Origin of the sequence: Polaribacter sp. IC073 (assembly GCF_007997075.1) — a bacterium.
GTDB lineage: Bacteria > Bacteroidota > Bacteroidia > Flavobacteriales > Flavobacteriaceae > Polaribacter.
In genome coordinates this window covers 83,251-107,953 of record NZ_VORS01000003.1, presented here as the reverse complement: position 1 = coordinate 107,953, position 24,703 = coordinate 83,251, and the positions used below count along the sequence as shown (strand labels likewise).

Below are 24,703 nucleotides of genomic sequence, written 5' to 3'. Positions count from 1 at the left end.
TTTAAGAGAAAAAAGTATGAATGAGGATTTTCTACAATACGTATGGAAATATAAAATGTTTTCTAAAATTGATTTTAAAACGACTAATAATGAGCGTTTAACTATTATAAAACCGGGTTTGCATAATAAAAATGCGGGTCCAGATTTTTTAAATGCGCACTTAAAAATAGAAAATCAAACTTGGATAGGGAATGTAGAAATTCATTTAAAAGCATCTGATTGGTATGTACATCATCACGAAATTGATGTGAATTATGATGCCGTAATTTTACATGTTGTTTGGGAAAATGATGCAGACATTTTTATGAAAAACAACAAACCAATCCCCACGTTCGTTTTAAAAGACTTAATTAATGAAGGTGTTTTAAATAATTATAGAAAATTATTTTTCACACCTACAAGTTGGATTCCTTGCGACACTGCTATTGCTACAATAGATAGCTTTACGTTAGCGAATTGGAAAGAACGGTTATTTTTTGAACGATTAGAAAGAAAATCCGAAGAAATAAACGGATTGCTACAACAAGAAAACAATAATTTTGAAGCTGTTTTATTTCAATTATTAGCGAAGAATTTCGGATTAAAAATAAATGGAGACGTTTTTTTAAGATTGGCACAATCGGTCCCTTTTTCTATTCTTCAAAAAATGAGTTTCAATGAAAATCAGTTTGCTGCATTACTATTCGGACAAGCAGGTTTCTTAAGCGGTGACGTTCAAGACGAATATTACCAACAATTAAAAATAGAATATACTTATTTAAAACATAAATATAAGTTGAATTCGCTACCAAATTCGCAGTTTTCATTTTTTAGAATGCGACCTAATAATTTTCCTACAATTAGAATTGCGCAATTGGTTTCTTTGTTTCAAAAGCATCAAAATTTATTTTCTAAATTGATTGAAATAAATAATTTAAAAGAATTTTATGAGCTGTTTTCTATTGAAATGAATCTGTTTTGGAAAACACATTATAATTTTGAATCACTATCAAAAACAGCACCCAAAAAACTTAGCAATTCGTTTGTAGATTTATTGATCATCAATACTATAATTCCGTTGCAGTTTTTATATCAAAAAAGTAGGGGAGAAGTTGATGAAGAATCATTCTTAGAAATTCTAAAAGAGATGAAGCCAGAAAAAAATAATATCATTTCTAAGTTTTCTGAAATTAAAATTAAAGCAAAAAGTGCTTTCGATTCGCAAGCTTTGTTAGAGCTTAAAAACAACTATTGCGCACCAAAACGTTGTTTAGAATGCGCAATAGGGGTTCAGCTTTTAAAAAGATAAATGACAAATAAAAAAGGGTTTTAAAATATTTTAGTCCTTAACTAATTATAACTTGTCTATTAATTTTGAAATATTAAGGATAAAATAAAACCGTCTGTTTCTAATGAAGATAACACTTGTTAGTTTGAGCTTCTCGAAGACTCTTTATTTAAACTTCGACAAACTCAGTTAGACATTGGTATTTTAATGTGATATTCTTCTAGATTCTTATCAACTGTAATAACATGAAATGTATAATTTCTAAATCACCTAAAAAGTGCATTTCAAAATAAAAACAAAGATTATTATTATTATTATTATTATTATTATTTCGGATCTAAAATAGCATCAATCATTACAATTGCATCTTTATAATGGTACTTTGTAATTTTATTTACAGCTCTTTTACTTGCTGAATTCAACTGGTATTTTAGCGTTGTTAATTCTCCACGAACAATAGAAGAAATATCTGTATTTTTTACAGAAGCATCGTTCATTAAGCTATTTAGGTTGCTAATAAATGATTTTTGCAGGTTTCTTCTGTAAATAGCTACGTTTTTAGTACTGCTTGTTTCAGAGAAAATACCGCTTCTTAAATCACTTATCATGTCAACTGCAGCATAATTGTTTTCTTGAATTACTTCTGCGTCCATCATTCTTTTAAGTGTTTTCGAGTTTAACAATGTTCTTAAAAATCTATTTTGATAACGAGACATTGTTTCTATATAGCCAGCTTCATCAATTTTATTTAAAATGTTTTGATCTAGCAACCAATCTTGTGTTTCAAAAACATTTTTCTGTAGCCAGTTTAATGATTCTTTTTGTTTCGATTTTGTAACCGGAACATAAATGTTGCCTGATTGAGATGGTTTTTTATTGAACTCATAAACACCACCAATATTACCTGCAACATGACCTACATAACGGTTCCAAACGCTTAATAATTCACCATATAATTCACTTAAATCTTCATAATCATTGGTTTGATTAGAAGTCCAATTTGGTAAATTTTTAGCGACAATTTTTAAATTTTTAATGCCGTAGCTACTCGCTTTTACTTGGTCATTTCCAATTCCTTCAGTTTGTGCAGAAGGATCAAAGCGTTCACCACCAAATCTATAAATAGGGTTGTCTGCTTTCTCTTCAATCCACTTATCCAACGTTTTTACTTCGGCTTCTGGTGTGTCTATATTCGGAATTTTACGATATCCCCAATTGATTGAATAATGATCGTAAGGCCCTAATTGTCTAATAAAACGAATGTTTTTATCTCCAGGTTGTGCTACATAATTATACCTCGCATAATCCATAATGGTTGCTGCAATTCCGTTTTTCTGTGTAAAATCTCCAGAACGCAAAGAATCTGTTGGATAGGCAAAACTTGCTGCCATATTATGAGGCAAACCTAAAGCGTGTCCAACTTCGTGTGCAATGACCATGCGCATCATGTCACCAATTTCTTCATCAGAGGTCTTTAAAGTTCTTGCAGAAGGGTTTGCTGCGCCAGTTTCTAGTAAATACCTGTTTCTATATGAACGTAAATGATTGTGATACCAAATAATATCGCTTTCTAAAATCTCACCAGATCTAGGGTCTGAAACACTAGGTCCAACGGCATTTCTTGTGGTGCTTGCTACATATCTAATTGAAGAATACCGAACATCTTCCATACTAAATTCTGGATCTTCTTCTTTTGTAGGTGGCATTTTAGCCATAATTGCATTTTTAAAACCAGCCGTTTCAAAAACTTTTTGCCAATCATCCACACCTTGTTTGATGTATTTTCTTAATTTTATAGGCGTTGCAGGGTCTAAATAATAAACAATTGGTTTTTTTGGTTCTACCAATTCACCACGATTATAGGCGGCTTCATCTTTTGGTTCTAGCCTCCAGCGTTTAATATACCTCTTGCTGTCTGCTTTTAAAGCTTCTGAATTGTAATCTACATTTCCTAAAGAAAAATAACCAACACGTTTGTCGTAAACTCTAGACATCATTGGTTTTTCTGGTAATAAAATCATAGATTGATTGATGCGCATTGTAATGGTATTTGTGCTTAAATTGCTTGGTGGTTCATCTGCATCAAACGTAAAATCTTGCACAACTTCGATGTTTTTTGGATAGCTTTTTATACTGCGGATAAAACTTCTGTCGGTATCTAATTTTCTTACTTTGTATGTTTTTCTAAAATAAGCAGGCAAACCAGTAATTGCTTTTACGTCTGTAGAAAAGAATTTAGTAACATCAACCAAAATGGCTGTAGCGTCTTCGTTTTCTGATTTTACATCGAATGCATAAATAATAGGTTCTAAGTTATTTGCTTTTACAGACTTGTAGATTGGTAAAGAATCGTTTGCAATTGCATTGTAAGATTTTACTTTTAAAAATATTTTGTTTTTATACTGTTCCCAAACAATAACTTGTGTGTTAATTTTAGAGCCGGCATTTACATAACCACCACCTAAATCTGCTGGAATTTCCTTAATTCTGGTTACTAATAACATTTCCTTACCTAAGAACGATTTCGGAATTTCATACAGAAACGTGTCTTTGTTTTCATGTACTTTAAATAATCCTTCTGCCGTTTTGGTGTCTTTTTTTACAAAATCTGTGTATACTGGAGTTTTAGCTTTTGTTTCAGGCTCTTTTGTAGCGTTTTTTTCGGTCTTCTTATTTTTTCTTTTTTTAATTCTTCCGCTCTGACTGTTAGCGTCTAAAGGAAAAAGGAAAACAATTAATAATGAAAATAATAATAGTTTTTTCATGAGTTGGTTTGTTGATAGTTTCAGCTACTAAATTATCAAAAACCATTGGAGAGAGTTCTTATAGTTATGTTAAAAAAAAAAGCTCAAAAATCCAATGTTTTTGAGCTTTCGGTATTTATTTAAAATAAGTTTTAGTATAAACTTTTAAATTTATTTGGATTTGATTCATGCATAATATCATATATTTTCTCGAAAATATCTTCTGCAGATGGTTTAGAAAAATAATCGCCATCTGTACCATAAGCAGTTCTGTGTGCTTTTGCAGTAAGTGTTGCTGGTTTGCTATCTAAAAATTGATACCCATTTTGTTTTTCTAAAATTTCTTGTAAAAGATATGCAGAAGCTCCTCCAGGTACATCTTCATCAATAACTAATAATTTATTTGTTTTTGCTAAACTTTTTACACAATCGCTGTTTAAGTCAAAAGGCAATAAACTTTGTGCATCAATAATTTCTATATCAATACCAACTTGTAGTAATTCTTTCGCAGTTTCTTCAACAATTCTTAAAGTAGAACCATAAGAAATAATGGTAATATCTGTACCTTCTTTAACCGTTTCTACAAAACCAATTGGTGTTTTAAATTCGGCTAAATTTGTTGGCAATTCTTCTTTTAAACGATACCCGTTTAAGCATTCGATAACTAAAGCTGGTTCATCACCATCTAATAAAGTATTGTAAAAACCTGCAGCTTTGGTCATGTTTCTTGGTACTAAAACGTGCATTCCACGAACATTGTTAATAATTCCTCCCATGGGAGAACCTGCATGCCAAATGCCTTCTAATCTGTGCCCACGAGTTCTAATAATTAAAGGAGCTTTTTGTTTCCCAAAACTTCTGTAATGAAGTGTTGCTAAATCATCACTCATAATTTGAAGTGCGTACAGTAGGTAATCTAAATATTGAATTTCTGCAATTGGTCTTAAGCCACGCATTGCCAAACCAATTCCTTGTCCGATAATGGTAGCTTCTCTAATTCCTGTATCCGAAACTCTAATATCTCCATATTTTTCTTGAAGACCTTCTAAACCTTGATTTACATCTCCAATTAAACCTGCGTCTTCTCCAAAAATAACTACTTCTGGATGCTTTTTTAAGATGGCATCAAAATTATCTCTCATAATAACCCTTGCATCTACCAAGTTTTGCTTTTCAGTATATACAGGTTTTTTCTCTATGATATTTAATGCACTAAAATTGCTTTCACTTAATAAAAAAGACGAATATTTATTCGCAGAATCTTTTATCGTTGCCTTTATGAAGTTTTGTAGTGCTGTTTTTTCTGCAAATTCTTCTTCTTTTAAGTGACGAAGTGATTTTCTGGCAGCAATTAAAATATCTTTTCTAATCGGTTCATTTATTTTATCTAAATCGTTTTTATATTTAGTAATGAATGCACCATTGTTACTTTTTTTAGCAACGCTCTCTAATAGTTTGCTAGCAACTACTGCTTCTTCAAATAATTCGTTGTTATAAGCGTTCCAAGCATTTCTTTTTGCAGTGGTAACTAATTTTTTAGCTTCTTTTTCTAAAATGATTATTTCTTCTTCAGAATCTACAAAGCGCAAAGTTTTGCCAGATTCAGTTTCTAGTTCGAAGTCTAAAATCCATTTTCGCATTTTTGTAATACAATCGGTATCTTTTTCCCACTGAAGTCTGTCTTTGTCTTTATATCTTTCATGAGAGCCAGAAGTAGAGTGTCCTTGAGGTTGTGTTAATTCTTTTACGTGAATTAAAACAGGAACATGTTCTTCTCTAGCTATTTTAGAAGCTTTGTTATAAGTGTCTACTAACTGTACATAATCCCAACCATTTACTACAAAAATCTCATAACCATTGGTGTCGTCTTCTCTTTGAAAACCTTTTAAAATTTCAGAAATACTTTCTTTTGTAGTTTGATGTTTTGCGTGAACTGAAATTCCGTACTCATCATCCCAAACACTCATTACCATTGGTACTTGTAAAACACCTGCCGCATTTATGGTTTCAAAAAATAACCCTTCACTAGTACTTGCGTTTCCTATGGTTCCCCAAGCAACTTCATTCCCTTTTTTAGAAAAATTAGTTTTATGTTGTACGCTTTTTTCGTTTCTATAAATTTTAGAAGCTTGTGCTAAACCTAATAAACGTGGCATTTGACCTGCGGTAGGAGAAATATCTGCACTAGAATTGTATTGTTCAGTAAGGTTTTTCCAGCTACCGTCTTCGTTTAAACTATGGGTTGCAAAATGACCGCCCATTTGTCTACCAGCAGACATTGGTTCTATTTCTATGTTTGTATGTGCGTATAAACCAGCAAAAAACTGTTGAGCTGTAAGTTCACCAATAGCCATCATAAAGGTTTGATCTCTGTAATATCCAGACCTAAAATCGCCTTTTTTAAAGGCTTTTGCCAATGCTAATTGTGGCACTTCTTTACCATCACCAAAAATACCAAATTTGGCTTTTCCTGTTAAAACTTCTCTTCTACCAAGTAAACTACATTCTCTACTAATTTTAGCAATTTTATAGTCATTTAAAACTTCTTCTTTAAAATCTATAAATGAAAGTTCTTTTTTATCTTGAATAAGCGTTTTTTGTGACATTTTCTCTGGATTTAAGCTTTTGCAAAGGTAGTTTTTTTAGTTGATATTTAAAAATATTTTATTTCATTGTTAATATCATAATTTTATATTGAATAGTGTTGTTTTTATTAAGGATAATGTAAAATAGTTAATTATTAAAAATCATTATGCATTTTTGATGAATTAACTAGTTCAAATAAGGGCTTTATTTGAGCAAAAAAGAAATGCTTTAAGTATAGGTTTTTTAGATTTTGTAACCAATTTTGGTGGATTTTAATTACTACAAAACTGTACGAATAGGAATTTATTTTAAATGTAATCGTTTTTTATTAGTGTGGTGAATTTATTATTTATCTGTTCTAAAGTTTTGAACAAACTTTCCTAAATCATCTTGACTTTGAAGGTTTAATTTTTTTCGAATACGATGTTTCGTTACTCTTATTGTATTTGTTAATACACCTAAAAGTAAGCCCATTTCATTGTTAGTTAATATGAATTTTTCTAAACACAAACAACGAATTTCTGCCTGACTTAAATTTGGGTTTGAGGCTTTAATATAAGAAATAAAATGAGGGTGAATAGCTTTAAATAAGCTTTGAAATTGAGTCCAGCCATCTTTCGTTAAAATGTTTTTTGATTTAAGTTTCGAAAGTAAAATGGAGGTGTTTTTAGAAATTTTTTGTTTTTGAAGCTCTATGATTAAATTATTGTCTTGACGAACTCTTGTAGCCATGTTTTTTAATTGACTTTTCGTATCAATTAAAGCTTTTTTTGTGTTTGCTAATGCTAGTTCTCTAATCTGTTGTTTATTTAAGAGGTATTTATTGCGAAACCAAAAAGAAAGTAAACTTATCACTAATAATATTCCAACCAATAATATTACAAAATTACGTTTGGTAAGTTTCTGTTGACTTAATGTATTCAATTTTTCAACGACCAAGTCTCTTTCTTTTGTTTCAACTTTTTGATTGGCTCTCAACAATTTTAAGCTACTGTCTTTTTTATTATAGGCATTAATTGCTATCATCGTAGAATGTAAATAAGCGGCACTAAGTTTTGCTTGTTTTTTGGCTGCATACCATTTGCTCATTACAGGAAATAATTTTACAAGACGATCTGTTTGTTTAGAATGCTGTATATACAATATAGCTTCTTCTATTTTCTGTTTTGATACTGTAAGTTTGTTTTGCTTTAAAAAAATATCTGCCAGTGGAATAGTAGCTCCTAATGTTAGTTTTGGTTCATTGATTGCTATTGCATTTCTTATATTTTCTTGTAACAGAGGAATTGCTTTTTTATAATTTCCTTCTAAATAGTAATTGTACCCTAAATTTCCTAAAGCAATCCCTTTCCATGTAGTGTTTTTATATATGGAATTATCTTCAATTACTTTTAAGAAATAAGTTTTTGCAAGTTTTAACTCATCTAGTTTTTGGGAACATAAGCCATAGTATTTTGAGCTTCCAGCACAGCTATGTAGTTAATTTTTTGTTTTATTTACTTCACTGGATCTTTTATAATATGTAACCGCTTTTTTTTAATTTTCAAAATAATAATAACATCGGTCAATAAAATTTAAATGATTAGACATATCAGGAAAATTTTCAGCTTCCATTTTGTCTAAAACCTTTGCAGACTGCAGCAACCATTCAAAGGCTAATTCATGATTTTTAAGTTCTCAGTAATGCGTAGCAATAACTTTTACTGTACGCACTTCTATATGAAGAAAATTCTCTTTTTTTACCTTATTAGCGATGTCAATTAGACGCTGTATTATTACAGGTTTTTTACGACCATATAGGAATCAAAATGAATATTCTCTTAACAATTCTGCCTCTAAAGCAAGTTGATTAGCATTGTAATCCAACCCCCATTGCTCCATTTCTTGGGTATAGGTTTTAATAGATAAAGAATCTTTTTTTGCATTGTTAATCGTATTTCGATACAAAACATCAATAGCTGCTACCTTATCTTTATAAGGTTTATGAAGCATTTGTTTGTATTGGGCAAAATAAGTGGCACAATTCAACAATAAAAAAAATAAAAGGAGGAATTTAAATTTCATTATTTCTAGAATAAAATCGAAGATACCTAAAAAAAAGATTAAAATTTAAGGTTGTGAACTGTCTAAAATGAGAGTCATTGAAGGTTTGGTTAATAATTATTTGTTTGTTATATTTTTATGTCTATTTTTTTGTGTTGAAAAAAAAATAATATTTTTTGGAAAGAACATGCTTTTAAAGTAGTCTAGATTTTTTACTTCATTAATTATTTCAGAAACAAAAAAAGCATCCTAAATATTAGGATGCTTTTTAAAATTATCTTTTTTGTGTTGCTTAAGAATTTAATGCAGTACAAACTTCTTGTGGTATTTCAAAATCTTCAGCTACAAACGTGCTGTTGTTAAAAGTCCATTTGTTAATGAAACTTACCCCTTTGTAAAGTGTTTTGAAAGTACATTCTTTATTTAATTCAAAACCTTTTAATGTCATCTTACCTTTTTAATAGTTCTTTCATAACTAAAAATACCATTTTCTCGTGCTACGTAGAAAGGAAAACCATCTGGTACAAAAGTTTTACCGTTACAATTTACAGCTGCATCTACCTTGATGTTTTTTAGTGTACCAATTTTAAAATAATCGGTACCATCTTGGTTTAGATTTATATAAAATTCACAATCGGCAAAAGTTGCAATGCTCGATAAGTTTGTACGGTAGGTTATTCCTTGAGATTTAATATAGAGTTGGGTTTCTTTAGAAATATCACTCCACCATGAACTATGCGTAGTTTCAACGTTCACATCTTTTCTAGATGCAAGAAGTTTTTTGATACTTGAAATATTGTCTCCATTGAAAAAAGTTGTTGTTATATATTTTTCTCCGGCTACTATATTAATAATTTCAATACATTCTTTTGATCCTTCTAAAAAATATGTATTGTAGAGAGCTATAAACTTAGGTGATTGTATAGATACTACTCTACCATTTACAATTTTGATTTCAAACAAAGTAAAAAATTGATCATCCGAATTAAAATTAAATCCACCTTCGTGCTTTGTACGCATTATCACTTCGAAGGTTGCAGAATAGTTGGCTGCTACATTATTGGCTGTAATGTTATACGAATAATAAGTACAATCGGTATCTTTAAAACCTACTGCGCTATAATTAGACAAGTGGGTGGTTTCAAAACTGATTTTAAAGGTATCATTAGTATTTCCTGCTATTAAGTTCCTACACGGTGGTATGTCCATTCAATAGTTTCTTCTTCCTTGGTATAAACAACAAACGTTTCTCCTAGTTGTAATTTATTACCTGTTTCTGGGTTTATAGACTCTGTAGATATTTCTAGGGCAACATCAATGGCGTTGTTAAACTTTTTTACAGCTGTGCCATTTACATTCATTTTAATGTGGGTATTTCCTGTTAAAAAAGTAGCCTCTTTATCTGTAATTTCTATAGCATTACTATCTTTAAAACTTAAAGAACGAGTATACGGTTATACTTTTCTTAAAGCATCTGTATTGGTAACTTCTACTTTTACATTGCCACCTGTTAGCACATTGTCTGTAGCGTCTTTAAATTATGTACCTTTTTATTGTAATTACACTGGTGTTTAAAGAGCTGCTTGTGTTGGTTTTTACAGTGGTTGCTGAGGTGGTGTCCTTGTTTGTTAAGCCCGCTGTTTTGTTGGTTTTATTTTGACCTTTATATATTCTACTTTTACTTACTAAAGGCAGTTTAATGTAAGATGTTGTGTCTTTTAAAGTTCTAGGAAAAGTTCTAGTTTTATAATCACCACCACTAATAGTAACATTAAAATTCAATTCTTTTACACCTGTACTTTTATTTGGGTTTGCATTTAATTGAATAAAACCATCGTTTTCTTTAATGGTATTTTTACCTGCTTCGTTTACTAATTTGTCTGCATCTGCACCTGTAAATTCTAAAGTAAAGGCAGTATTAACAATGTCTTGTTAATTGCCAAAAAGGTCTGTTAATTCTATGACAGCTGTTTGCTCAAAAATGGCGTCAGTAATACTTACGTTAAAGTTGTCTATTTTTTCTGTAAATTTATTACAACCTACCAAAAAAGCAAGTGATATTGCAATGGTAAAAGCCATATATTTTATTGTATTTTCCATTGTTTTTTATTAAAAATGATAAGTTACTCTAAATTGTATGCTAGGTATAAAAGTTAAAGGTTTAAAAGCGGCTTGTAAATCTTCTTGTTTAACTTGCGTAGGTGCTAGTAATTTATCTGCTTCTAAACTTACTTCTGGTGATCTTGCAAAATAAGTACCTTTATTTATTCCAATACCAAATCTGTTTTTTGGAATTGCGCTACCAAAACCGAAGGCTATAAAAGGAGCTGCACTAGACCATTTAGAGTTTATAATTATTTACCAACATCTTGTTTGGTGATAATAACATTTCCATGCTTTACGCCTTCTTTGTAGGTAATCAATCCATCAATTTGTACATTGTTTAAAAAACCAAGTCCAAAAGCTAGTTTAAATGAAGAGTTTTTAAAGGGCACATATTCTGCACCTACATCTAAAATAGTACTACTAGCACCGCCTAGAAATCTACATCATCATTGTCAAGAAATTCAGAAACATCTACTTCTTTCTCTTTTAAGTAGATACTGCTATATGCTATGATAGCAGTAAATTTCGGACTCAATTTTCTGGCATACCCAAAACCGAAACCAGAAGTTCCGAAAGAGAGGTTTAGTCCGTTTTTTCTAAGTTTTGCAGTTGCATTTAGGTCTTTGTTAGAAGAACCTAAAGAAGTACTGTCTTTTTCTTTTAAAGTGTTTGGTAATTGCTGAGCAAAACTTTGCATGCCGTAGCAAAATACAATTAATGCGAGTAATAGGTTGATTTTCATGTAGTTTTTAATTTGATTATCGTTTTAGTTATAAGCTGCAAATAAACTAAATAATGAAAAAAAAACTACTATAAAAAGCGTTACAAAGGTGATAAAGTGGAGAAAAAAGTGTTAAATTACTAAAAGAAGCCTCTTCTGAAAAAGTTGTAAATAGAACCAAGATCTCCTGTAAAGGTAAATCTAATTTTTTGAGGATATGCCTCTTGTGAAACTTCCCAACCATTATTTGAGTATAAAGGAAGGTATACTTCAAAGATATTATGAATAAAATTGAGTCGAATTCCGTTTTCGTAACCAAAGAAAAGGTATTCGTCCTTATTCTTCAAAAAAGCAACATCATTATAGAACTCTACCCAGCGCCACAAACCAATGCTAGCATTTAAAGACAGCATATATTGGTTGGCAAACCTTGTTGGCAAAACAGATTTAAAACCACCTTCTGTAATAATGTATTGCTGGCTATAAATACCAGAGTCTTCTGAGCGGCCATAATAATTCAACTCAAATAAATAATCATTTGCTCTGTCTAAACCAAAGCTAAAATAATCTCCTTTAGAGTTGTTGTGAATAAATGCGCCAGCAAAAACTCTAAAATCTAATTGTGTGTCTGTAGATGTTAGCTTTCTATATCTAAAATCTGCAGAAACTTTAGAGAAGTTTTTAGCAAACTCTGTATTAAAGGTATACCGAGTTTCTTCTATAATATCTGGGTTAATATAATTGTAACTCAAACTAAGAACACTGTAATTATCTTGCGGAGTTTTTATTTTTAAAGGTGAAATTTCTTTATCGATATGTACAATTTTAGCTCTAAAAAACTCTGTAGTTGCGTGTCTTAAAGATTTTCTTTTAAACTGAACATCTACATAAGGTATTAGCGAGCTATAAGACAGTTCTGGTGCATATTGTAAGGTGTTGCCAAAAACACCGTAAGAAATTTTATAGATACTAGTGTCTTCAAAGAACTGATTGTATAATATAGAAATAGAACCGTTCATCATATTGCTCTTGGTTGCATAGCCAGGAGAAAATTTAAATTCTAAGTTTCTTTTTATTAAAGGCTTATTGTGAAGCTTTACACCTAAAATTAAACCATCATAAAAATTATAACCAATACTAGGTTGATAAAATAACTGATTATATTCTGGTGCATTTACGTCTTTAATTAAAGTAAGCTTAAAAGGTTTGTTAAAAACTTTTTTATCTGTATTGTAATAATTATCTAATGTGTTGTATTCTGGGTAGATGTTTTCATAATTTAAAACCAACTGGTCAAACTTTCCTTTTGGTACACTAGTGGTTAAGGTGTCACTAATACCTGTAAACCATTTTTTGTATTCGATTTTATTATTTTTTATTCCGTAGAAAGCAATGGGCGTAGTAATGTTTCGTTTGTTCTTAATGGTAATTTTTAAACTGTCTTTTGTTTCTTTCACTTTATCAATCGAATAATCTATTTTCTTATTTGTGTTGATAAAATCACTAAAAAACCAACGAACATCTTTCTTTGAATTTTGTGTTAAAACATCTTTAAAATTAGAGCTTTTTGTAATTAAAAGTTTGTTTTTTTGATAAAATTCTTTAATACTCTTGTTAAAGACGTCTTCACCTAAATAGCCTTTTAAGTAATTAAAACCTAAACCTGCTTTATATTTACTAACAATTTTTCGATTAAAGTTAGAAAGAGAGTCTGCAGGAGTGCTTAAAGATTGATCTAAATATTTTCTTGCTGTAAATTGATATACAAACGGATATTTTTCATTGAATTTTAACTTAGAAATATTAAATTTTTTTAGAAACCAACTGTCCGAAGCTTTTCCTAAAAGTTTAATTTCAGGATAATATTTGTTTATATATTCTACCATTAAGTAGTTTTGTAAACCATCTATTAACCAGTAATCTTCTCTTTCGTTTACTAATAATGTCTGTTTTAAGTATTTTTTAGAAAGTGCTTTAAATAAAGTTAGGTCGTATTTAAAAACATCAGAAAAAGGTCTAATAAAACTTGGTAGCTGATTTAAACCGTATACCGGATTTTTTTTACGCATTACTTCGTCGATAAGAACCTTATCTGTTGGTAAATCACCTAAATACTCTGTTAGAAATTGTAGTTCTCTATTTAAAATATCTTTTGTTAGTTTGGCGTCTAGTTCTTTATTTAAAATATCTGTTTGTATTTCATGTGCATCTGTACTAAACTTATGAAACATGTTTTTCTTTTGAATATTTAAAATTACATCTTTCTGATTTTTACCATATAGCTTATAGGAATTGGAAGTTTTATTACTCTTTTGCGTTTGTTTTAAACTACTAATTAAGGTAAGTTCTTTAGGTATTTTTAGATCAATATTAAAAGTGGTGTAGTTTTCAAATAAATCATCTAAGTTTAAATTACTCATTAATTGCCAACCATCTTTATAGATTGCAGGTGTAATGTACCAATACCTTAAACGATAGCCGTTTTCATAGTGGCCATACCCTGTAAATTTAGCATTAGGTAATTTTATATAATATGTAATATTTATAGTGGTGCTTTCTTTTGGTTTTAAAGGTTCTTCTAAAAAAAGTTGAATAATATCTTGCCTATTTTCTAGCTCTTTGTAGATGATACTGTTGTAGTTTATAGCGATGTTTTTAATATCTGAGAAACCAATACCATCTTCATTGGCAAAGTATAAATCTTTTCTAAAATCTTCTATAAACCTTTTAGAAAGGGGCGTTTTTCGGTCTTTAAAACTATTAGCCCAGTTATGAAGAAAAATATGATTTAAAGTTTCACTAGAATTGTTGTAGTACACAATTTCTTGCTGAATCATTAATTTATCTTCATTAGAATTCAAAGTAGCTTTTATGTTTATTGCATTTTGTTGCGCAAAACTAAAGCTACTTAATAATAAGAATACGATAAATATGTAAAAACAATTTTTCAATGAAAGTAAATAAAACTTTAGAAGTTAGGTTTTAATTGGTGTTTAGCATAAAAGTTATTCAAATGTTCAATAGCTTCATCTGCGGTATCTACAAGTCTAAATAATTTTAAATCTTTCTCACTAATATTACCTTCTTCTATTAGCGTGTTTTTTATCCAATCTAATAGACCTCCCCAAAATTTGGTGCCAACTAAAACAATTGGAAAACGACCAATTTTATTTGTCTGAATTAAAGTAATTGCTTCAAAAAGTTCATCCATCGTTCCAAAACCACCAGGCATAACAATAAAACCTTGTGAGTATTTTACAAACATTACTTTTCTAACAAAAAAATAATCGAAGTCTAAACTTTTTCCTTGATCAATCCACGGGTTGTCATGTTGTTCGAAAGGTAATTCTATATTTAAACCTACAGAAGTTCCTTTTCCTCTATGCGCTCCTTTATTACCAGCTTCCATAATTCCTGGTCCACCACCAGTAATTACACCGTAACCGTTTTGAGTTAATTTAAAAGCAACTTCTTCTGCTAATTTATAATAAGGGTGGTCTGGTTTAGTTCTTGCAGAACCAAAAATAGAGACACAAGGGCCTATTTTACTTAATTTTTCATACCCGTCTACAAACTCTGCCATTATTTTAAAAATAGCCCAAGAATCGTTTGTTTTTATCTCGTTCCAAGTTTTTGTTTGTAATTTTTCTTTTATTTTTCTATCGTCATTCGTCATAATTGGTGTTTTTAATTTTTAGAATACTTTATCTTCAATAAAGAAAAAGCCTGCTAAAATAACAATTTTTTCAAAAACTTAGCTGTGTAACTTGTTTTATGTTTTGCAACTTCTTTTGGAGTTCCTGTAACTAATATTTTTCCACCTTTCTTTCCGCCTTCCATACCAACATCAATTACATAATCTGCCAACTTTACAACATCTAAATTGTGCTCTATAATTAGGACTGTATTTCCTTTGTCTGCTAATTTATTTAAAACGTTCATTAAAACACGTATATCTTCAAAATGTAAACCTGTTGTAGGTTCATCTAAAATATAAAAAGTATTTCCTGTATCTCTTTTAGACAATTCAGCAGCTAACTTAATTCTTTGTGCCTCACCACCAGAAAGTGTGGTAGATTGTTGCCCTAATGTAATGTAGCCTAAACCTACATCTTTAATGGTTTTTAATTTTCGATGGATTTTTGGAATCTTCACAAAGAAATCAGTGGCATCTTCAATGGTCATATTCAAAACATCGGAAATCGATTTTCCTTTATAGCGAATCTCTAAAGTTTCTCTGTTGAAACGTTTTCCTTGGCAGGTTTCACATTCTACTTGCACATCTGGTAAAAAGTTCATTTCAATCACCCGAACACCACCACCTTGGCAGGTTTCACAACGGCCGCCTTTTACATTAAAAGAAAAACGTCCTGGTTTGTAACCACGAATTGCCGCTTCTGCAGTTTTTGCAAACAGGCTTCTAATTTCATCAAATGTTTTGGTATACGTTGCAGGATTAGAACGAGGTGTTCTACCAATAGGCGATTGATCGATATCAATTACTTTATCTACATGTTCTAAGCCTTCAATTTTTTTATAAGGCATTGGTTTTTTAACACCTCTATAAATATGTGCGTTTAAGATAGGATATAAAGTTTCATTAATTAAAGTAGATTTTCCACTTCCAGAAACTCCTGTAACGCAAATCATTTTTCCTAAAGGAAATTCTACGGTAACATTTTTTAAATTATTTCCGCTAGCACCAAAAAGTTTAATGGTTTTTCCATTTCCTTCACGTCTTTTTTCTGGGATTTCAATTTTTTTCCTGCCAGTAATGTAATCTGCAGTTAATGTATTTTGTTTTTTAAGTTCTGCAAAAGTTCCTGCAGAAACAATTTCTCCACCATGTTTTCCTGCTCCAGGTCCAATATCAAAAACAAAATCTGCTTTCTCAATCATATCTTGGTCATGTTCAACCACTAAAACAGAATTACCAATATCTCTTAATTTTACTAAAGAATCTATTAGTTTTTCGTTGTCTCTTTGGTGTAAGCCAATACTTGGTTCATCTAAAATATACAAAACACCTACTAACTGAGAACCAATTTGTGTTGCCAGACGAATTCTTTGTGCCTCGCCACCAGAAAGCGATTTAGAAGTTCTGTCTAACGTTAAGTAATCTAAGCCAACATCTACTAAAAATTGTATTCTAGTGCGTATTTCTTTTAATATTTCTGAAGCAATGATTAGCTGTTTTTTTGATAAATCTTTCTCAACGTTTTTAAACCATTTCGCTAATTCAGTCACATCCATTTGTACCAAATCGCTGATGCTTTTATCTGTGATTTTAAAATGAAGTGCTTCTTTCTTTAATCTTTTTCCGTGACAAGATGAGCAGGTAACTTCATCCATAAAACCTTTTGCCCAACGTTTTATAGTTGTGCTTTCTGCATTGTTATATTGGCTATTTATAAAAGCAACAATTCCTTCGAAGTCTATTTTGTAATTTCTAGTAACACCAACAGTTTTAGATTCAATTTCAAAAGATTCGTTTCCGCCATGTAAAATAATTTCTAAAGCTTCTTTTGGTATGTCTTTTATGGCATCTGTTAATTTGAATTTATAACGTTCTGCAATGTTGTGTATTTGTTTAAAAATCCAACTACTTTTTTCTTCTCCTAAAGGAACAATTCCTCCTTTTTTTATTGAAAGACTATCATCTGGAATAACCTTTTTTAGATTAATTTCATTGGTAATTCCTAATCCATTACAAGAATCACATGCTCCTTTTGGTGAGTTAAAAGAAAACGTATTTGGTTCTGGATTTGGATACGCAATACCGGTTGTTGGGCACATTAATTCTCTACTAAAATATCTAGGATGATTGTCATCAATAGCAATCACCATTAAAATATTATTACCAGAATATAAGGCTGTCTTTATGGTTTCCTCTAAACGTTTTTCTACTGTTTTATTTACAGCCAATCGATCAATTACAACTTCAATATCGTGATTTTTGTAACGATCTAGTTTCATGCCTTTTTCAATCTCTTGAATTTTGCCATCCACACGAACTCTTAAGAAACCTTGTTTAGATATTTGTTCAAAAAGCTCTCTATAATGTCCTTTTCTAGATTTAATTAAAGGAGCTAAAACAGCTATTTTCTTACCTTCAAAATCTTTTAGAATTAAATTTTTAATTTGTTCATCAGAATAACTCACCATTTTTTGATCGGTGTTGTAAGAATACGCATCTGCAGCTCTTGCAAAAAGCAATCTTAAAAAATCGTAAATTTCGGTGATGGTTCCAACGGTAGAACGCGGACTCTTATTAGTGGTTTTTTGTTCGATAGAAATTACTGGCGAAAGGCCATCAATTTTATCTACATCGGGTCTTTCTAATCCTCCTAAAAATTGTCTTGCGTAAGCAGAAAACGTCTCAATATAACGTCTTTGTCCTTCTGCGTAAATGGTGTCAAAAGCCAAAGAAGACTTTCCGCTTCCGCTTAAACCCGTTATTACAACTAGCTTTTCGCGAGGAATTTTAACATCAATATTTTTTAAATTATGAGCTCTTGCTCCGTAAACTTCTATATATTCCTGGTCTTTCAAATGTGCCTATTTTTATCAAAAAAAGCAAAGTTAATCAATACTATTTTAATGTAAGTAGGTTTCTTAGAACCTTTAACATTAGTTACAGCGACGCTTTCTTTTAAAACGAAGTTTAATTTCTGATTAAAAAACAGCATAAAATAGTATCTTGCGGTATATTTTAACTAAGAATGATAGACAGTATTCGCCATTTTTTTGAAAGAAACGGATTTGGAGTTTTTTCTAGATTTGCAGACAGGTTGGGAATGAGGGCGGTAAATGTGCGGCTATTCTTCATATATGTAACGTTTTTTACGGTTGGTTTGTCTTTCGGACTCTACTTAACTATGGCTTTTTTATTAAAATTAAAAGATATGATTTACACAAAAAGAAGTTCTGTTTTTGATTTATAATATATGATTATAAAATCGAAAATAGATAAAATAGCCTTGTTGGTAATTTCAATTATTGCTATTGGTATTATTGGCTACATGTGGCTTTCTAACTACAACTTTGTAGATGCGTTGTACATGACGGTTATTACGGTAACCACTGTTGGTTTTGGCGAACTTCAACCATTTTCTCCAGAAGAAAAAGTATTTACAATCTTTCTAATTTTAACAAGTATAACTATTTTTGGATATGCAATTTCGTCATTTTCAGAATATTTAGTAAGTGGCAAATTATTTGAATATTTTAAACACAGAAAAGTGGAAAAACAAATAGGACGTTTAAAAGGACATACCATTGTTTGTGGGTATGGTAGAAATGGGAAACAGGCAATTTTTAAACTTGGTAATTATAATAAGAAGTTTGTTGTAGTTGAAAAGAAGACTGAGATGACAACGGTTTTAGATACACAAGGGATCTTAAATATACAAGGAGACGCTACGTTAGACGAAACTTTACAAAAAGCAGGAATTGAAAAAGCGGCATTTTTAATTACAGCTTTACCTTCTGATGCAGACAATCTTTTTGTGGTTTTAACGGCAAGTCAATTAAATAAAGATTGTGTTATAATAAGTAGAGCCGCGAATGAGTCTTCTTACAAGAAATTAAAATTTGCCGGTGCAAGCAATGTAATTATGCCAGATAAATTGGGCGGAGATCACATGGCGTCTTTGGTTACAACGCCAGATGTTATCGAGTTTGTAGATCGGCTAACAATAGAAGGAGATACTACTGCTAACCTAGAGGAAGTAGCTGTAAATGATTTGCCTAAAAAATATATTAATAAAACTATTTTAGATCTAGATTTAAGAAAACGAACGGGTTGTACGGTTATTGGGTTTAGAAATCCCAATAAAGAGTATATTATTAATCCTGAAGCAGAAATAAAGCTGGTAGCAGATTCTCAATTAATTATTTTAGGAAGACCAGAACAAATTATAAAATTAAGAGAAGTATTTTAGTATGAACAAGATAATTATTACAGGAAGTAACGGTTTGTTAGGGCAGGCTTTGGTGAATTTATTACTTAAAGAAAAAGAAAAGTACCAAGTTTTTGGTTTCTCTAGAGGAATCAATAGAAGCGGAAGAGAAGATTTTGAATATATTTCTATTGATATTACTGATGAAGCTTTACTGAAAGAAGAAGTTTTAAAGATCAAACCAGACTTTATTGTGAATACAGCTGCAATGACAAATGTTGATGCTTGTGAGAACAATAAACAAGAATGTGATACTTTAAATGTAGGGGTTGTAAAAACATTAACCACAATTTCCGAAGAAATTAATGCACATATAATTCACCTTTCAACAGATTTTATTTTTGATGGTAAAAAAGGCCATTATAAAGAGACCGATACACCAAACCCTATAAGTTATTATGGTTTGTCTAAATTAAAATCTGAAGAAGTTTTAACCAATTCTAAAATTGATTTTACAATTCTAAGAACAATTTTGGTTTTTGGAAAAGTTTTTGACATGAGTAGAAGTAATATTGTTTTCTGGGTAAAGCTAATGTTAGAACAAAAGAAAGAGATTACGGTTGTAGATGACCAATTTAGAATGCCTACCTACGTTGAAGATTTGGCGCTTTCTTGCAAAATTTCTATGGATAAAAAAGCAACAGGAATTTTTAATATTTCCTCAAATAAATTATTAAGTGTCTACGAGATTGCACAACAAATTGCAGAAGTTTTTCAGCTAGATAAAAGTTATATAAAACCAACTTCTACAGCAACTTTAAATCAGACAGCACCAAGGCCTGCAAAAACAGGTTTCGATCTATCAAAAACAAATAAAATATTAGAATTTTACCCAAAATCGTTTAAAGAAGATTTACTAAAATTCAAAGAAACGTTACCATAAAGTTACTTTTAAGTCATATTTAAGGCTAAAATCGGTTATTTAACGCTAAAAACTTGCCGAAAGAGCATTTTTGCATCATCTTGTGTCTCACTAAATAAGAACTAACCCAAAATTTATTATGTATAAAAAATTTATTACAGTGCTTTTGTTAGCATTCCCATTGCTATCTTTTGCACAAGAATTAACAATAGATGAAGAAATAGAAGAGAAATTTAAACCTTTTGCCGATGCCGTAAGCTCAGTTGTTTTTTATCCAATTTCAATTGCTGGTATAGATGTGCCAATTGTAGTTATCCTCCTTTTATCGGGGGCTTTCTTTTTTACATTATATTTTAAATTTTCTAATATAACTTTATTAGGTGTCGCAATTAGGGCTACTAGTGGTAAATACGATGCTATCGATCATCATTCAGTTGATGAAGCAGCAGGAGATCCTACACCAGGAGGCGATGTTTTCGAAAGCGTTCAAGCGGAGGGAGTTGTAGGAGAAGTTACACATTTTCAGGCTTTAACAGCAGCTTTATCTGCAACCGTAGGACTAGGAAACATTGCAGGGGTTGCGGTTGCAATTGCAATTGGAGGCCCAGGAGCTACCGTATGGATGGTTTTAGCTGGGTTTTTAGGAATGTCTACAAAACTAGTAGAAGCTACCTTAGGTGTTAAGTATAGAGAAGTTGGTGAAGACGGTAAAATATACGGAGGCCCAATGTATTACCTTAAAAAAGGTTTAAAAGAAAAGAATTTAGCAGGATTAGGAAAAGTTTTAGCTGGGTTGTATGCAGTATTTGTCATTGGAGGTTCTTTTGGAGGTGGAAACATGTTTCAAGCAAACCAAGCCGCTGCACAATTTAAACAACTGTTTGATATTGAATCTGGGTTTGTATTCGGAATTGTAATGGCAGTATTAGTTGGTGTTGTAATTATTGGTGGAATTAAAAGAATAGGACAAGTAACAGAAAAAATAGTGCCATTTATGGCAATAATGTTTGTGGGTGCTTCTTTAGTTATACTTGCAATGAATTTCTCAATAATTCCTGAAGCTATGGGGCAAATTTGGGACGGTGCTTTTAATGAAACTTCAATAGTGGGAGGTTTAATTGGGGTGATGATTGTTGGTTTTCAAAGAGCTGCTTTTTCAAATGAGGCAGGTGTTGGTTCAGCATCTATTGCACATGCAGCTGTTAAAACGAGGTTTCCGGCAAGTGAAGGAATTGTAGCTTCTATTGGCCCGTTTGTAGATACTGTAATTATTTGTTCAATGACCGCTTTGGTAATTGTAGTAACCAATTTAAAGAGTAATTTATTTACTTATGGTAATTTAGATTCAAAAAGTAATGTATTGTTAAATGCAACAAACCAACCTATAAACGGTGTTGATTTAACGTCGGTTGCTTTTGATTCTGCCATTCCTAATTTTTCTGTTCTACTAACAGTTGCAGTCATTTTATTTGCTTTTTCATCGATGCTTTCTTGGTCTTATTATGGTATACAAGGTTGGACGTATTTATTCGGAAAAGGTAAAATAGCAGATATTACGTATAAAATATTATTTTTACTTTTTGTTATAATTGGTGCATCTTCTACTTTAGGATCTGTAATTGAGTTTTCAGATGCTATGATATTTGCAATGGTGTTTCCTAATATTATAGGTTTACTGCTATTAGCACCAAAGGTAAAAGTGGAGTTGGCGCGTTATCTAAAAGCAATTGACCATAAGAGGAAAAAGTAGCTTTCAATAAAATAAATTCTTAAAAACCTGTTTCTAGCCTATTAAATGGCAAAGAAATAGGTTTTTTTTTGACGTAATTTGTAATTTTTAATTTTTTTTTATGATATTGCGGGGTACTAATTTAAAACTAATCAAAATATATTATGAATAAAAAACTTCTTTCGTTGTTATTTTTAGCAGCTCCCTTTTTCACGTTTGCACAAGAAAAAGGTTTAGATCAACAAATTGATGAAGCATTTGGGAATGCTACAGGCTGGTTTGTCGATATCATTTTTTATCAGATTCCTTTCTCCGATTCGGTTAGTATTTATTGGGTTTTATTCCCACTTATTCTAGGAGCAACTTATTTTACATTTTATTTTAACTTCATTAATTTTAGAGGTTTTTTTACTTCAATAAATATTGTGAGAGGTAAATATGATGAGATAGAAGGTAACGGAAAAAAAGGTTTAGAGGTTTCACATAATGTATCTACTACAGATAAAGGAGATAACCCAGATACTATAAGAGTAGAAGGGCATCAAGGAGAAGTGACACATTTTCAAGCTTTAACAGCAGCTTTATCTGCAACAGTAGGTTTAGGAAATATTGCAGGAGTTGCAATTGCGGTTTCAATTGGTGGTGCAGGTGCTACTTTCTGGATGATTGTTGCTGGCTTCTTAGGAATGGCATCAAAATTTGTAGAATGTACACTAGGTGTAAAGTATAGAGATATTGAGGCAGACGGTACTGTTTACGGTGGGCCCATGTATTATCTTACAAAAGGATTGAAAAATAAAACACTAGGAAAAATTTTAGCAGTTTTATTTGCAATCTTTGTTATTGGTGGTTCTTTTGGAGGTGGAAACATGTTTCAGGTAAACCAAGCGTTTCAATTAGTAGAAAATATTACTACGCCTATTGGTGGCGTTTCAATTTTACATGGTAAAGGATGGTTGTTTGGTTTAGTGATGGCTGTTTTAGTTGGTATTGTAATTATTGGAGGAATTAAAAAAATAGCAAAAGTAACCGATAAAATTGTTCCTTTTATGGTCGCAATTTATGTTGCAGCTTCATTGTTTGTGATTTTTTCAAATTACCACATGATTGGTGATGCATTTACTCAGATTTTTAATGGTGCATTTAGTCCAGAAGGAGTAGCCGGTGGAGCAGTAGGGGTTTTGGTACAAGGATTTAGAAGAGCTGCCTTTTCAAATGAAGCAGGTATTGGTTCTGCATCTATTGCGCATTCAGCAGTAAAAACAAAATACGCAGCAAGTGAAGGTATGGTTGCTTTGTTAGAGCCATTTATAGATACTGTTGTAGTTTGTACAATGACAGCTTTGGTGTTAATTATTACAGGTAATGTAACGGCAGAAAATTCATCATTAAATGATGCACAAGCAATATTATTAACTTCAGGAGCATTTGAATCAGCAATTTCTTGGTTTCCATACGTCTTAACTGTTGCCGTTGTTTTATTTGCATTTAGCTCTATGATTTCATGGTCTTACTACGGTTTTCAAGGTTGGGCTTATCTATTTGGTAGATCTAAAAAAATGGAATATGCGTACAAGGTACTTTTCTGTGTATTTGTAGTCATTGGTGCAGCAGCAAGTTTAGGTTCTGTTATTAGTTTCTCAGATGCCATGGTTTTTGCGATGATGGTTCCAAACATGATTGGACTTATATTATTAGCGCCAAAAGTAAAAGAAGAATTAAAAAAATACATGAATGCTATTAAGGCAGACAAAGCTTAAAAAACTCATATGAACTTATTTAAACCCCATTTCTGGTACAACAAAAGCCAAAGAAATGGGGTTTTTATTTTAACGATAGCTATTGTACTATTTCAAGTTGTTATTGTTTTTGTAGATTTTTCTTCGGAAGAAAAAACAGACTTAGCATCTCCAAGAGCCGCGGCATTTCATAAACAAATAGATAGTTTAAAGGTTCTAAGCATAGAAGACAGGAAACCCAAAATATATCCATTCAATCCTAATTATATTACAGATTACAAAGGCGAGCAACTCGGCATGTCTTTAACAGAGATAGAGAAGCTTTTAGAATTTAGAAAAACAGGTAAGTTTGTCAATTCAAAAAAAGAATTTCAAAATGTAACAAAGATTTCAGATACCCTCTTATATAAAATTGCTCCTTATTTTAAATTTCCAGACTGGGTTGTTAAAAGAAATAATAATTCGAAGTTGTCATTGCGAGGCACAAAGCAATCTATTTATAAAAAAGCAATAAAAAAACGTTCAACTACAGATATCAATAAAGCAACTGCAGAAGATTTAAAAACAATATCCGGAATAGGAGAGAAGCTTTCTGAAAGAATTATTAAGTATCGTTCTAAATTACAAGGATTTTCCATAGAAAATCAAGTACACGAAGTTTGGGGTTTAGAGAAAGAAATTGCAGACAAAGTGGTCGCTATTTTTAAGGTTGTTCAATTGCCAAATATTCAAAAAACGAACGTAAATACGGTCTCATTCAAAGAATTACTTAAAAATCCGTACATAGATTACGAATTATGTAAAATGATTTTTGAATACCGGGATGAAGTAGCAGAGCTACAAGATATATCAGAATTAAAAAAGATCAACGGTTTTCCTTTGAATTTGTATGATAGAATAGTCTTATATTTGGTCGCTGAATAAATAACTCAAATTCCGTACCAG

The 24,703-nt window shown here is 31.1% G+C and carries 21 protein-coding genes and 1 pseudogene; 8 read left to right on the top strand and 14 right to left on the bottom strand.

Annotated features, from left to right (window positions below):
* Positions 1 to 16: 16 nt before the first annotated feature.
* Positions 17 to 1,288: a DUF2851 family protein gene (locus ES045_RS05710; RefSeq protein ID WP_147113761.1), complete on the top strand. Its 1,272-nt coding sequence runs from the start codon at positions 17 to 19 to the stop codon at positions 1,286 to 1,288.
* 305 nt (positions 1,289 to 1,593) lie between these two features.
* Here ES045_RS05710 and ES045_RS05705 read toward each other — a convergent pair whose 3' ends face one another.
* The 8 genes and pseudogenes from ES045_RS05705 to ES045_RS05680 all read right to left on the bottom strand — a co-directional run bounded on the left by ES045_RS05705 (position 1,594) and on the right by ES045_RS05680 (position 10,001).
* On the bottom strand, positions 1,594 to 4,032 hold the full coding sequence (locus ES045_RS05705; protein WP_147113758.1) for a zinc-dependent metalloprotease: 2,439 nt from the start codon (positions 4,030 to 4,032) through the stop codon (positions 1,594 to 1,596).
* Positions 4,033 to 4,163: 131 nt separating this feature from the next.
* Positions 4,164 to 6,617 carry a thiamine pyrophosphate-dependent enzyme gene (locus ES045_RS05700; protein ID WP_147113755.1) on the bottom strand — a complete coding sequence of 818 codons (2,454 nt, stop codon included), beginning with the start codon at positions 6,615 to 6,617 and terminating at the stop codon, positions 4,164 to 4,166.
* 325 nt (positions 6,618 to 6,942) lie between these two features.
* Entirely contained in the window at positions 6,943 to 7,623 is a 681-nt protein-coding gene (locus ES045_RS05695; protein ID WP_147113752.1) for a helix-turn-helix transcriptional regulator, read from the bottom strand.
* A gap of 81 nt (positions 7,624 to 7,704) precedes the next feature.
* Positions 7,705 to 7,968: pseudogene (locus ES045_RS16835) on the bottom strand (hypothetical protein); the annotation flags it as partial.
* Between the two features lie 432 nt (positions 7,969 to 8,400).
* Positions 8,401 to 8,589 (bottom strand): hypothetical protein, encoded by a 189-nt coding sequence (locus ES045_RS05690; protein WP_147113749.1) that lies wholly within the window; start codon positions 8,587 to 8,589, stop codon positions 8,401 to 8,403.
* 343 nt (positions 8,590 to 8,932) lie between these two features.
* Positions 8,933 to 9,088, bottom strand: coding sequence for a hypothetical protein (locus tag ES045_RS16345; protein WP_189663038.1), 156 nt, complete (start codon positions 9,086 to 9,088; stop codon positions 8,933 to 8,935).
* Positions 9,085 to 9,849 carry a hypothetical protein gene (locus ES045_RS05685; protein ID WP_147113746.1) on the bottom strand — a complete coding sequence of 255 codons (765 nt, stop codon included), beginning with the start codon at positions 9,847 to 9,849 and terminating at the stop codon, positions 9,085 to 9,087. Before ES045_RS05685 ends, ES045_RS16345 begins: the two co-directional genes overlap by 4 nt.
* Entirely contained in the window at positions 9,822 to 10,001 is a 180-nt protein-coding gene (locus ES045_RS05680) for a hypothetical protein (protein WP_147113744.1), read from the bottom strand. The genes ES045_RS05685 and ES045_RS05680 overlap by 28 nt, the downstream gene beginning before the upstream one ends.
* A 4-nt stretch (positions 10,002 to 10,005) precedes the next feature.
* Between ES045_RS05680 and ES045_RS05675 the strand changes: the two genes are divergently transcribed.
* On the top strand, positions 10,006 to 10,215 hold the full coding sequence (locus tag ES045_RS05675; protein ID WP_147113741.1) for a hypothetical protein: 210 nt from the start codon (positions 10,006 to 10,008) through the stop codon (positions 10,213 to 10,215).
* 357 nt (positions 10,216 to 10,572) lie between these two features.
* Here the strand turns inward: ES045_RS05675 and ES045_RS16340 are convergent, their stop codons facing one another.
* The 6 genes from ES045_RS16340 to uvrA all read right to left on the bottom strand — a co-directional run bounded on the left by ES045_RS16340 (position 10,573) and on the right by uvrA (position 18,019).
* Positions 10,573 to 10,740, bottom strand: coding sequence for a hypothetical protein (locus ES045_RS16340; protein WP_189663037.1), 168 nt, complete (start codon positions 10,738 to 10,740; stop codon positions 10,573 to 10,575).
* 254 nt (positions 10,741 to 10,994) lie between these two features.
* Positions 10,995 to 11,135, bottom strand: coding sequence for a hypothetical protein (locus ES045_RS16335; protein WP_189663036.1), 141 nt, complete (start codon positions 11,133 to 11,135; stop codon positions 10,995 to 10,997).
* Positions 11,136 to 11,176: 41 nt separating this feature from the next.
* On the bottom strand, positions 11,177 to 11,488 hold the full coding sequence (locus ES045_RS05670) for a hypothetical protein (RefSeq protein WP_147113737.1): 312 nt from the start codon (positions 11,486 to 11,488) through the stop codon (positions 11,177 to 11,179).
* 119 nt (positions 11,489 to 11,607) lie between these two features.
* Positions 11,608 to 14,328 carry an aminopeptidase gene (locus ES045_RS05665; RefSeq protein ID WP_223267190.1) on the bottom strand — a complete coding sequence of 907 codons (2,721 nt, stop codon included), beginning with the start codon at positions 14,326 to 14,328 and terminating at the stop codon, positions 11,608 to 11,610.
* A gap of 107 nt (positions 14,329 to 14,435) precedes the next feature.
* On the bottom strand, positions 14,436 to 15,143 hold the full coding sequence (locus ES045_RS05660) for a TIGR00730 family Rossman fold protein (protein ID WP_147113731.1): 708 nt from the start codon (positions 15,141 to 15,143) through the stop codon (positions 14,436 to 14,438).
* Positions 15,144 to 15,196: 53 nt separating this feature from the next.
* Complete coding sequence (gene uvrA, locus ES045_RS05655; RefSeq protein ID WP_147113729.1) at positions 15,197 to 18,019, bottom strand: excinuclease ABC subunit UvrA; 2,823 nt, start codon at positions 18,017 to 18,019, stop codon at positions 15,197 to 15,199.
* Positions 18,020 to 18,189: 170 nt separating this feature from the next.
* Between uvrA and ES045_RS05650 the strand changes: the two genes are divergently transcribed.
* From ES045_RS05650 to ES045_RS05625, 6 genes are all read left to right on the top strand, one after another.
* Positions 18,190 to 18,411: a PspC domain-containing protein gene (locus ES045_RS05650; RefSeq protein ID WP_147113726.1), complete on the top strand. Its 222-nt coding sequence runs from the start codon at positions 18,190 to 18,192 to the stop codon at positions 18,409 to 18,411.
* Positions 18,412 to 18,414: 3 nt separating this feature from the next.
* The gene (locus tag ES045_RS05645) at positions 18,415 to 19,410 is read left to right on the top strand and encodes a potassium channel family protein (protein WP_147113723.1); all 996 of its coding nucleotides are present in this window, start codon (positions 18,415 to 18,417) and stop codon (positions 19,408 to 19,410) included.
* A gap of 1 nt (position 19,411) precedes the next feature.
* A complete protein-coding gene (locus tag ES045_RS05640; protein ID WP_147113720.1) occupies positions 19,412 to 20,311 on the top strand; it encodes an SDR family oxidoreductase in 900 nt (299 codons plus the stop codon).
* Positions 20,312 to 20,429: 118 nt separating this feature from the next.
* Positions 20,430 to 22,040 carry an alanine/glycine:cation symporter family protein gene (locus tag ES045_RS05635; RefSeq protein ID WP_147113717.1) on the top strand — a complete coding sequence of 537 codons (1,611 nt, stop codon included), beginning with the start codon at positions 20,430 to 20,432 and terminating at the stop codon, positions 22,038 to 22,040.
* Between the two features lie 143 nt (positions 22,041 to 22,183).
* Positions 22,184 to 23,779, top strand: coding sequence for an alanine/glycine:cation symporter family protein (locus ES045_RS05630; RefSeq protein ID WP_147113714.1), 1,596 nt, complete (start codon positions 22,184 to 22,186; stop codon positions 23,777 to 23,779).
* 9 nt (positions 23,780 to 23,788) lie between these two features.
* Positions 23,789 to 24,682, top strand: coding sequence for a helix-hairpin-helix domain-containing protein (locus tag ES045_RS05625; RefSeq protein ID WP_147113711.1), 894 nt, complete (start codon positions 23,789 to 23,791; stop codon positions 24,680 to 24,682).
* Positions 24,683 to 24,703: the final 21 nt, after the last annotated feature.